Origin of the sequence: Rhodanobacter fulvus Jip2 (genome assembly GCF_000264315.1) — a bacterium.
Classification (GTDB): Bacteria; Pseudomonadota; Gammaproteobacteria; order Xanthomonadales; family Rhodanobacteraceae; genus Rhodanobacter; species Rhodanobacter fulvus.
Map to the genome: position 1 here is coordinate 115,217 of NZ_AJXU01000044.1, position 10,623 is coordinate 125,839.

A 10,623-nucleotide genomic window follows, 5' to 3' on the forward strand; every position below is an offset into this window, starting at 1 on the left:
GCAGGCATCAGGCAAGAGTGGACGAAGAGGGTGGAAGATGGCGCTCGACCGCGTCGATCATCACCTGGGGCGAGACCAGCTGCATCACACCGTCGGCGCTGACCGCGATCTGCACCGTGCTGGCGCGGGTCAACCGTTCGCCGGTTTGCGCATCGCTGATCAGGTAGTTGATCTTCAGCCGGTTTTCCCATTCGGCGAGATCCGCGCGCACGCGCAGCCGCTGGCCGAAGCGTGCGCCCTGCACGTAGCGCAGCTGCAGGTCGATGATCGGCCAGGCATAGCCGGACGCCTGCATGTCGAGGTAGTTGTGGCCGATCATGTCGAGCAGCGCGCAGCGCGCGATCTCCAGGTACTTCACGTAATGGCCGTGCCAGACCACGCTCATCGAATCGACATCGAAGAACGGCACGACGATTTCCGTATCAAGGTGCAACACGCCGCGGGTGCGCATGGTTTTCTCCAGTGGCGGGTGGTGGCGCGTCAAACTGCCAGTACGGGTGGAAATTGAACCATTGCCGCGGCGCCAGCAGGCACTTGTGCGCCAGGTAATCGGCATAGCGTTGTGCCCAGCCCTTGATCAGCGCCTCGCGCTGGCGACGATCCCAGGCCGGCGCGTCGATGAACGATTCGAGATGAATCTGGTAGCGGCCGTCGATTTTCAGGCAGCACATCAGGTTCACCGGACAGCGCAGCAGCCCGGCGAGCATCCACGGGCCTTGCGGAAACGGCGCCGGATGGCCCAGGAAATCCACCACCACCCGGCGGCCGTCCTGCAGCGGCACGCGGTCGCCGGCAATCGCCAGCCATTCGCCGCGGTCCAGCCGCTGCGACAGGTCGAGCATCAGCGCGGCATCCATCTCGCTGACCTGCATCAGGTGCAGTTGATGGTCGCCGGCGGCGCTCTGCAGGCGATTGAAGTGGGCGACGTTGGCGGTGTGCACCAGCACGTTCAGCGGCACCTGCTCGCCCAGTTCCGCCAGCGCGCGGCATACCTCCAGATTGCCAAGATGGGTGCCCAGCAGGATCTCGCCGCGGCCGCCCTGGCGGTTTTTCATCAGCCGCTCGCGCACGCCATCGGGATCGTGCAGCGTCACCTGGCTGAGCTTCAGCTTGCCGTGCCAGGCATCGAGCCGATCGAGCAGGCTTTCGCCGAACGCCATGAACTGGCCGAACACGCTGCGCAGGGTGGGGCGCAGGTCGCTGCGTCCGCTCCATTGGGCGAGGTAATCCTGATACTGGCGCACGTTGTGCCGGGCGCGACGCCCGAACACGAAGAAGTACAGCACGATGCCATACAGCACCGGCGTCATCGGGCGCCGCCCCAGCAGGCGCAGGCCGAACGCGGTGAGCTTCATCAGCCAGAAGCTTCCGCGCTCCCGCTGCGCCGCCCAATGCTGCTTGTCGTTGCCGTGCTCAGCCATGGGCGAGCGTCACCCGCAGGCGTCCGGACGAGCAATGCTGGCCGGCGAGGCGGTAGGCGAAGTGGAGCTTTCCGAGCGTCGTGCCGGGCTCGTCCTCGTAATGCAGGTCCAGTTGCAGCAGGTCGCCGGGACGCAGCAGCCGCTGGAATTTCAGCGCCTCCATCTCGCGGCATTGATTCGCGGTGCCCAGCCGCGGCGCGGCCAGCGCCAGCGCCCACGCCACCTGCACCACGCCCGGCAACACCGGCGCCGTGCGGAAGTGGTCGTCGAAGAGGATCAGGTCCGACGGCAACACCAGGTCGAGTTTCCAGCGGCCCGCGTTTTCCTGCTCGGCGACAGGACTGACCTGGCGCGGACGCGGCGTCGCCAGCAGGCGCTCGATGGTGGCGTGGTCGGTGGCCGCTGGCGGCACATCCAGCAGGCGCCAGTGCCGGGGCACAACCAGATCACGCGTGGTGAGCTGCGATTGCAATGCATCCAGCAGCGATTGGCGCCCTTCGCGGTGGAACTCGGCCTGGCCCAGGCGGCTCAGCAACAGCAGCGCGCCCGTGTTGCCGGCCCATGCGCCATCCAGCCAGGGATGCTCGGCAAGTGCCCTGGCCGCGGGCGCCAGCGGGCTCACGCAAAGCTCCGGCGCAATCGCTGGCGAAACACCCATTCGCCAGCGAAGAGCATGCCCATCAGCGCGTAGGAAATCATGCCGTTGTAAAGCGTCCACCATGACAGCGGCGCCCATAGCGTCAGCGCCGCCGACATGCTGCCGTTGAACGCGAAAAAGCCCACCCACACCCAGGTCACCACGCGGGTGTAACGCACGGCGGCCGGCGGCAGGTCGGGTTCGCGAAGACGCGCGAAGCGCTCGACGAAGGGTGGGCCGTAGATCAGGCTCCAGCCGAACGCGGCGAGCAGGAACAGGTTGATCAGCACCGGGTACCAGCGCAGCAACACCGCCTCGCCGGTGAACATCAGCAGCACACAGTAAAGCAGGGAGATGCCCACCATCCAGCGTCCGCCCGGCTGGCGCAGCAGGCTCGGCGCGCGGATCATCCATATCGCGCCCAGCACCAGCGCGAAGATCGGCGGCGCGACTTTCTCCGTGCCGAAATACACGACAAACGGATACAGCACGCCGGCCAGCGGCAGTGCGATCCTGGCGATCAGTCGCCGCATGCGCTGCGCTGCTCCTGCACGAAGGCGGCCAGGCTGGCCACGGTGGCGAAATGCTTGCGCGATGCCTTGACGTCGGAGTCGATGCGGATCGCGTAGTGCTTCTGCAGCGCCAGTGCCAGCTCCAGCGCATCGACCGAATCCAGCCCCAGCCCGTCGCCGAACAGCGGCTGATCCACCGCCACCTCGGCGACCGTCAGGTGCTCCAGATTCAGCGTATCGATGATGAGCTGGGCGATTTCCTGCTCCAGCGCGGCCTGTGCGGACACGGGGTCTTGGGTGGTCATGGGGCGTCGAGTCCTTGCAGGAAGAGGTGATGCAGGTGCTGGTTCAGGCGTCGCGAGGCGATCGGCATGGGGGCGTTGTCGAACGAGGCCGGGTCGATATCGTCACCGACGCGCAGGTGCACCATCACCCGCCGCCAGGGGATGTGGTACCACGGTTCGGCCTTGGTCAGCGTGGTCGGTGCCACCGAGATGAACACCGGCGTGATCGTGCGCGCGCCGCGCAAGGCGATGGCCGCGGCGCCGCGGTGGAACACCGGCGGTTGCCCGGGCGTGGTGCGCGTGCCCTCGGGAAACATCACCAGGGTTTCGCCGCCGCGCAGTACGTTGGCCGCCTGTTCCAGCATTTCCGGGCTGCCGTTGTTGCTGATGTACTGCGCCGCGCGCACCGCGCCATGCATGCACGGGTTGCTCCACAGGCTGGCTTTCACCACGCAATTGGTGTCGCGCATCTGCGAGATCAGGAACACCACGTCGATCAGCGAGGGATGATTGGCCACCACCAGTTGTCCCGGCCGGCCCAGCCGCTCGGCGCCGTCGATGCGGAAGTCGAGCACGCGGGTGCGGTACATGAACTGCACATGCAGATGGAACGCGCGACTGATCGCGGCACGGGCGCGGCGACGACGCGCCAGCGGTCCGCCGGGCAGCAGCGCAAACATCGGCAGAATCAGCACCCGCAAAATCACCCCGCCAATGCCGAATACGGCAAAGCTGGCGCCCGTGGCCAGCAGGCGCCACAGCCACGCATCGCGACGGCGGTGCATCAGGTGCGCTGCCACTGCCATCGGCGCTTCTTCCATGCGTGCTGCAACGTTGGGGTGGAAGTCTGCAACGCACGCAGGAAATCCAGCGCATGCGGCCAGGGGCAGGGTGGCGTGTCGCCGTCCTGGCGATCCAGGTCGAGCTGCCAGATAGTGCCGGGCGTCGCCGCATCGGCGCGGCCCAGCCGCAGCGCCACGGCGTACGAGAACGGCACGTCGGTGATCCAGCCGTTGTACGCATCCGGCGGAACTTCCTCGGCGATCACCGCCAGCACCGACGAGGCGCCGGCGGCCAGCAGGGTCGACGCTTCCAGCATGGCGTGCTCGAAGGTATCCGCCTCGCCGGCGATCGCCACCGATTCGCCGCGCTGTCCGCGCAGCAGCGACCACTGACCGGCGATGGCGTTGTGCACCGACAAGCCGAAGTGCGTCGGCGACAACGGCTGCTCGCCGGCCACGTCGCCCAGCAGGTTGAACGTGCGCGTCGTTTCGCCGTGGCGTGAGGCGAACACGAACGGCAGTTGCTCATCGTCGCCGCACAACGGCGACGCGACCTCCATCGTCATCCGCGCCAGCCGGCTCAGGCGGCGGCGCTGCATCGGCGGCAGCGACAGGCACTCGGGCTGCTGCTGGTGATCGGGCAGCACGCAGGGCGATCGCGCCCACGCCTGCCACTCCTGTTCGGTGGCCACGCCGGGCGCCCACGCGCGCCACTCCTCGACGCGGAAGGCGATCATGCGGCCAACTCCGATGGACGGCTGAACATCAGCGCGGCGCAGCTGCCGCCGAAGCCGAAACTGTTGGACAGCACGCTGTCGATGTGCCGCGCATGGGTTTGCTGCACCAGCGGCGCCGCCGCAAACGCGGGGTCGGCGTCGATCACCGGCGTGCCGGCGGCCAGGAAATCGTGCTGCATCATCAGCACGCTGGCGATGGCGTCCAGCGCGCCGGCGGCGCCGGGCGCGTGGCCGCTCAGGCCCTTGATCGATGACATCGCCGGCACCGGCGCATCGAGCGCGGCAAACACGCTTTCGATCGCCTGCCATTCCTGCAGGTCGCCCTGTGGCGTGGAGCAGGCGTGGGTGTTGATGTAGTCGGGCAGCGTGCCGGCCTGCTGCAACGCTTGCCGCAGCGCACGCATCATGCCGTCCACGCCGGGGCCGACCATGCTGGCCGGATCGGTGCCGGCGCCGAAACCGGTCAGCTCCGCCAGCACGGTGGCGCCGCGCGAGCGCGCGTGAGCCAGCGATTCCAGCACCAGCGCCCCGGCGCCGGCGGCCAGCACGAAGCCGTCGCGGTGCAGGTCGTAAGGCCGCGATGCGCGTTGTGGCTGCTCGGCGCTGGCGGCGGACAGTGCGCCGAACGCATCGAACCAGGTGGCGGTGCCTTCGAACAATTCCTCGCTGCCGCCAGTCAGCACCATCTGCTGGCGCCCCAGCTGGATCAGCTCCATCGCCTGGCCAATTGCCAGCGTGGCGCTGGTGCACGCCGAGGCCACCGTCTGGGTGACGCCGCGGATGCCGAACGCGTGCGCCAGGCAGGCCGACAACGCGCTGCTCATGCCACGCGATACCAGGAACGGCGACAGCCGGCCCACGCCCTTGCTGCGATAAGCGTCCAGGCCAATTTCGTATTCGTTCAACGAAGCGCCGCCGCCGATCACCAGTCCGCAGTCGCCGCTTTCCAGTTCGGCCGCGTCGAGTCCTGCCTGCGCAATCGCTTCACCCATCGCATGCCACGCGTACAGCGCCGGCTGGGCCAGGAAACGGCGCAGCTTGCGCGGCGGCTCGGGCAGGGCGCTGACGTCGACCGGTCCGCCGACGCGGGTGTTGAGGCCGCGACGGGCGAAGCTGTCCATCGCGCGCAGGCCGCTGCGGTTGTTCTGCAGCGCGTCGCGGAATGCCTCGCGGCCATTGCCCAGGCAACTGACCACGCCCATTCCCGTCACCACCACCCGGGGCAGGCCGCGCGCGTCGAGCAGGTCGGGCGCCATCAGTCGCAGGCCCGGAAGATCAGCGAGGTGTTGATGCCGCCGAACGCGAAGTTGTTGTTCATCACGCAGTCGGTGGAAAGCGTGCGCCCGTCACCGGTGATGTAGTCGAGCTCCGCGCATTCGGGGTCGACCTCGGTGAGGTTGATGGTGGGGGCAAACCAGCCCTCGCGCATCATGCGGATCGCCCACCACGATTCCAGCGCGCCGCAGGCGCCCAGCGTGTGGCCGACGTAGCTTTTCATGGAACTCACCGGCACGCGCGCACCGAGTACCGATGCGGTGGCGTGGCTTTCGGCCACGTCGCCGCGATCGGTGGCGGTGCCGTGGGCGCTGACATAGCCAATCGCGTCGGCGGCAACGCCGGCGTCCTGCATCGCCCACTGCATCGCCGTGGCCATCGTCTCGCGGGTGGGCTGGGTAATGTGGTTGCCGTCGGAGTTGCAGCCGAAGCCGATGATCTCGGCGTAGATGGTGGCGCCGCGCGCCTTGGCGTGTTCGTACTCTTCCAGGATCAGCGTGGCGGCGCCTTCGCCCACCACCAGGCCGTCGCGCGCGCGGTCGAACGGGCGCGGCGTCAGCGCCGGTTCGCCGTTGCGGGTGCTGGTGGCGAACAGCGCGTCGAACACTGCCGCGCCGGGGCCGGACAGTTCCTCGGCGCCACCGCAAAGCATCATCGTCTGGCGGCCGTACTTGATCGCCTCGTAGCCGTAGCCGATCGCCTGGCTGCCCGAGGTGCAGGCGCTGGAGGTGGGAATCACGCGGCCCTTCAGCTGGAAGAACACGCCGATGTTCACCGCCGTGGTGTGCGCCATCATGTGGATGTAGCTGGTGGCGGTGACGCCCTGCATCGAGCCGGTATCGAGCATGTGACCGACCACCCGCGCCGGCTCCACGCTGCCGCCGGACGAACCGTAGGCCACGCCCATGCGGCCGTCGCTGACGGTGGGGTCGTCGATCAACCCGGCGTCGCGCATCGCATGTTCGCTGGCCGCCACCGCCAGTTGCGCCACGCGCCCCATCGAGCGGCTGAGCCGGCGCGGCCACGGCGGCAGGATGAAATCGTCCACCGGGCAGGCCAGACGGGTATTGAGGGCGTCGAAATAATCCCACTCGGGCATCGCGCGCACCGCATTGCGGCCCGCGCGCAACCGCGCCTCGATGGGTGCCCAGTCGTGGCCGAGCGCGGTGATGCCGCCCATGCCGGTGATCACCACACGCTTCATCGCAGCGGCTTCTCGTCCAGGTGGTGGGGAATGATCGCCTTCATGCGGCCTGCCTCTTCAAGCGACGCCACAACAGGCGCGGCGCGCGCGGCAGCATGCCCAGCAGCAGGCGCGTGTGCATGGCGGTGATGCGGGCGTTGTCGTGCAGCATGCGGAAATGCGACAGCCCGTCCTCGGGGTAGATCACCCGCGTGGGCAGGTTGCGCACCGGCACACCGCGCCACAGCAGCCGCACGGCGATCTCGGTGTCGAAATCCATCCGTGCCGGCAGCGGTGCGCGGGCGATTTCCGCGCAGGTTTCGTCCAGCGGATACAGCCGGTAGCCGCACATCGAATCGTCGATGGCCAGCGACAGCGTTTCCGCCCAGACGCAGACGTGGGTGAGGTAGCGGCCATAGAGGCGCGCCCTGGGCACGCTGTCGTCATAGACCGCGCGTCCGCAAACCATCGCGTGGGGATGATCGCGGGATTCCGCCAGGAAACGTGGCACGTCGCCGGTGTCGTGCTGGCCGTCGGCGTCGATCTGCAGGGCGTGGGTATGGCCGGCGTCGCGCGCGGCCAGCAGCCCGGCGACCAGCGCGGCACCCTTGCCCTGGTTGTGCGGCAGGCGCAGCAGCTGGATGTCGCCGTTCTCTTTCAGCGCGTCGAGCACCGCGCGGGTCCCGGCATCGCTGCCGTCGTCGACCACGATCACCGGCAGGCCGTGCGCCCGTACGGCCTGCACGGTGCGCTCGATCGTGCGCTTGTGGTTGTAGATCGGAATCAGCGCGCACGGCGCAAGGCGTGCCGCGGGCACTGGCATCAGTGGAACCGACATCCGACGCAAGCCGCCGCCGGTCAGCGGGCGAGCAGGGTGTGCACGGTGGCGATCACGTCGCCCACGGTGCGCACGCTTTTGAAATCCTCGGGCTTGATGCGCATGCCGGTCATCTCCTGCACGTGGATCGCCAGATCCACCGCGTCGATGCTGTCCAGCTCCAGCTCGGTGAACAATTGCGCCGACGGCGTGACCCGCGCAGGGTCGATCTCGAACGTGTCACGAAGCACTTCCCTGAGCCTGCCCAGAATCTCTTCGTCGCTGATCCCTGCTTCCATCATCATCGTGCTCATAACTGTTCCGCCTGCTCTTGTTCCGGTGATGCCATGCAACGCATGGACGGGGATGGGCCGGGCGCTTTCGCGCACCGGGACGCTGGCATCCCCGTGTCTGTCCCCAATGAGGTTCCGATGTGGCGGAGCGGCCTGGCCGATCCCCCCGCGATGCGGGTCCCCCGTGGCCCTTGCCCTTTTCAGGCAAGGGTTTACGCGTCAAAAACGCGTGATGGAGTGTACCAGAACCATGGCGCTCGTCAGCCACCTTTCGACACCGGATAGTGGCCTTGGCACGGCCACAATTCGCGGGTATTCCGGCGTCCATCGGCGGGCGGCGAGGCGAGTGGGAGCCACGCGTTTGCCGTTCAGCGCGGCTGCCATTCGGCGGTCAGCTCGGCCAGCTTGCGGCATTGGCCGCGCACCAGCGCCAACTGATTCAGCACCAGGGTTGCCACGTCGTCGTCCGGGAGGGAAGGTTCGGTGCCGTCTGCCGAAAGGCCAGCCGGGTCGATGGCGGTTTTTTCGGATGCCAGTACCGCATCGGCCACGTGCTGCAAGGCCGCCACGGCCCGATCGCCCTGCTCGATGACCGCGTTGACGGCAGCGGTGGACAGCACCTGCCGATGGCTGCCCAGGGTCGACAAGTGGCCCAGCAAGACCTGGGCGGCGGTCAGGAACCGCAACAGCACATCATCGTGGCGGTGCTTGCCGCCGGGCTCGCGCAGCATCTGGCCCAGCAGGCCGCTCAGCGCGGCGATGGCGTTGTGGGCGTCGCGACGCGCGATGCGGTAGTCGAGGTCGTCGTGCTTGCCGTTGCGATACTGCGGCAGGATCCTGGCCAGATAGCGGGCGTCGCTGTGCAGCGTATCGGCCAGCAACTGGCCCGGCTGCCGCGCTTGCCAGTCCGGCAGGATGAAGTGGATCGCCAGCGCGGCAATCGCGGCGCCGGCCAGCGTATCGAACAGCCGCGGCAGCATCACCGCGTAGCCGTCGCCCACCTGGTTCACCAGCATCACCACGAACAGCGTGATCATCGCCGTGGCCACGCCGTAGCGCCGATGGCGGGCCGCGAAAAACGCCACGCCGGTCAGCGCGATCAGCGGCAACTGCCACAGCGGCGTGATCGAGTGCAACGCGGCCCAGCCGATCACCAACCCGGCGATGGTGCCGCCCATGCGTTGCAGCAACACGCGCCAGGTGGCGTGGTAACTCGGCTGGCACACGAACAGCGTGGTCATCATGATCCAGTAGCCATGTTGCGGGTGCACCAGCCGCATCACCACATCGCCCACCAGCAGGGCGGTGGCCAGTCGTATGGCGTGGCGGAAACGCGGCGCGCGAGGGCTGAACTGGGCGCGGATGCGGGCCCAGGCATCGGCGAGGGATTGCGGCGCCGGGTCCTGCAGCGTCGATTCCATGTTCCTGTCCAGCAGCACCCTGCCGTCGAGCAGGTCGTGGATGGCGGCCAGGTTGCTGGCCAGCCCATCGACGGCACGCAACAGCGCCGGTTCGTGCGGCGTCTCGCGCAGGGATTCGAGCGACGTGCGCACATCGGCGAACGCGGCTTCCACATCGTCATCGCGCCCGATTTTTCCGCGCCGGCGCAGCGCATCGGCGAGCTGGCGGCAGCGGCTGGCCTGCAACCGCAGCAGATGCTCGCAGCGAAACAGCACATCGCTGTGGAAGAACGCCCTGGCCAGCGCGTCGTAGGGATAGTGCGAGGAGTTGATCCGCTCGTGGATGTCCTGCGCCATAAAATAGCGCTGCAGCAGCACCGCCGTGGTGCCGCGTGCGCGGCGACTGCCGATGCGGTCGATCAGCATCAGGCGGGTGTCGTTGAGCGCCGCCACCACGTTCTCGTTGCGCCGCGCCAGCGCGAGCTGCAGCACCTGGTCATCGCGCCCGCGCAAGGGCAGGAACAGCGCCGCCTTGCCATCCAGTTGATCGGCCAGGGCACGGAACAAGCGCGCCAGCGCATGCCGCACCGCCTGCTGCGGCGAGAGGGCGCTCCACAGCAGCGACAGCACGCCGTACCAGGCGGCACCGGCCAGCATCCGCGCCGGCTCCAGCAACAGGCCGCCATCCGGTGCATCGCCGGCAAGGTCCGAGGCGAGCATCGTGTACACCGCCAGGATCAGCGTGGCCCCGGCGATCGTGCTGTAGCGTCCGCTCAACGCGCCCAGCATCACCAGCATTACCGTCGACAACCACAGGCCGAGGGCGAACGCTACCGGATGCGGCAACAGCCACTCCACCGCCACCGCGGCCACCGAGAAACAGGCCAGCGTCACCAGCAGAGTGATCAGGCGATTGCGCCACTGGTCCTCCGTTTCCGCCAGCGCGCAGGCGATCGCGCCCAGCAGGATCGGGATGATCGCGGCCAGCTGGCCGCTGACCAGCCCATAGACCACGATGCCGCCCAGCGCCAGCAGCACGCGCACGCATTCGGCAAAGCGGTCGTAGCCGAGCAGGCGGAACCAGTAGCTGGAGAGGGTGGACGTTTGCTTCATGCGTGCAGCATACGATGCGGCCCATGCCTTACTCCCTCCCCTGCAAGCAGGGGAGGGCTGGAGAGGGGGCTTTTGACTTTCTCGCCAGCCCGAGCAACCCCCTTCCGGCCTCCCCCTGCGAGCAGGGGGAGGAGTCAAGCCGCTCGTACTCCCTCCCCTGCATGCAGGG

The 10,623-nt window shown here is 68.1% G+C and carries 12 protein-coding genes; all 12 read right to left on the reverse strand.

Features of this window, described 5'->3' with window-relative positions; all coding sequences use genetic code 11:
* Positions 1 to 7: 7 nt before the first annotated feature.
* The 12 genes from UU9_RS11615 to yccS all read right to left on the reverse strand — a co-directional run bounded on the left by UU9_RS11615 (position 8) and on the right by yccS (position 10,454).
* The gene (locus UU9_RS11615) at positions 8 to 451 is read right to left on the reverse strand and encodes an acyl-CoA thioesterase (RefSeq protein ID WP_007081947.1); all 444 of its coding nucleotides are present in this window, start codon (positions 449 to 451) and stop codon (positions 8 to 10) included.
* On the reverse strand, positions 423 to 1,421 hold the full coding sequence (locus UU9_RS11620; protein ID WP_007081948.1) for a lysophospholipid acyltransferase family protein: 999 nt from the start codon (positions 1,419 to 1,421) through the stop codon (positions 423 to 425). The genes UU9_RS11615 and UU9_RS11620 overlap by 29 nt, the downstream gene beginning before the upstream one ends.
* Positions 1,414 to 2,043 carry an ApeI family dehydratase gene (locus tag UU9_RS18395; RefSeq protein WP_007081949.1) on the reverse strand — a complete coding sequence of 210 codons (630 nt, stop codon included), beginning with the start codon at positions 2,041 to 2,043 and terminating at the stop codon, positions 1,414 to 1,416. The genes UU9_RS11620 and UU9_RS18395 overlap by 8 nt, the downstream gene beginning before the upstream one ends.
* Positions 2,040 to 2,591: a COG4648 family protein gene (locus UU9_RS11630; RefSeq protein ID WP_007081950.1), complete on the reverse strand. Its 552-nt coding sequence runs from the start codon at positions 2,589 to 2,591 to the stop codon at positions 2,040 to 2,042. Before UU9_RS11630 ends, UU9_RS18395 begins: the two co-directional genes overlap by 4 nt.
* Positions 2,579 to 2,875 (reverse strand): phosphopantetheine-binding protein, encoded by a 297-nt coding sequence (locus UU9_RS11635; protein WP_007081951.1) that lies wholly within the window; start codon positions 2,873 to 2,875, stop codon positions 2,579 to 2,581. Before UU9_RS11635 ends, UU9_RS11630 begins: the two co-directional genes overlap by 13 nt.
* On the reverse strand, positions 2,872 to 3,660 hold the full coding sequence (locus UU9_RS11640) for a lysophospholipid acyltransferase family protein (protein ID WP_007081952.1): 789 nt from the start codon (positions 3,658 to 3,660) through the stop codon (positions 2,872 to 2,874). Before UU9_RS11640 ends, UU9_RS11635 begins: the two co-directional genes overlap by 4 nt.
* Positions 3,639 to 4,373, reverse strand: coding sequence for a beta-ketoacyl synthase chain length factor (locus UU9_RS11645; protein ID WP_007081953.1), 735 nt, complete (start codon positions 4,371 to 4,373; stop codon positions 3,639 to 3,641). Before UU9_RS11645 ends, UU9_RS11640 begins: the two co-directional genes overlap by 22 nt.
* On the reverse strand, positions 4,370 to 5,629 hold the full coding sequence (locus tag UU9_RS11650; protein WP_007081954.1) for a beta-ketoacyl-[acyl-carrier-protein] synthase family protein: 1,260 nt from the start codon (positions 5,627 to 5,629) through the stop codon (positions 4,370 to 4,372). The genes UU9_RS11645 and UU9_RS11650 overlap by 4 nt, the downstream gene beginning before the upstream one ends.
* The gene (locus tag UU9_RS11655) at positions 5,629 to 6,852 is read right to left on the reverse strand and encodes a beta-ketoacyl-ACP synthase (protein WP_007081955.1); all 1,224 of its coding nucleotides are present in this window, start codon (positions 6,850 to 6,852) and stop codon (positions 5,629 to 5,631) included. Before UU9_RS11655 ends, UU9_RS11650 begins: the two co-directional genes overlap by 1 nt.
* A 40-nt stretch (positions 6,853 to 6,892) precedes the next feature.
* Positions 6,893 to 7,654, reverse strand: coding sequence for a glycosyltransferase family 2 protein (locus UU9_RS11660; RefSeq protein ID WP_040670891.1), 762 nt, complete (start codon positions 7,652 to 7,654; stop codon positions 6,893 to 6,895).
* 35 nt (positions 7,655 to 7,689) lie between these two features.
* On the reverse strand, positions 7,690 to 7,962 hold the full coding sequence (locus UU9_RS11665; protein WP_007081957.1) for an acyl carrier protein: 273 nt from the start codon (positions 7,960 to 7,962) through the stop codon (positions 7,690 to 7,692).
* Positions 7,963 to 8,309: 347 nt separating this feature from the next.
* Positions 8,310 to 10,454 (reverse strand): YccS family putative transporter, encoded by a 2,145-nt coding sequence (gene yccS / locus UU9_RS11670; RefSeq protein ID WP_007081958.1) that lies wholly within the window; start codon positions 10,452 to 10,454, stop codon positions 8,310 to 8,312.
* Positions 10,455 to 10,623: the final 169 nt, after the last annotated feature.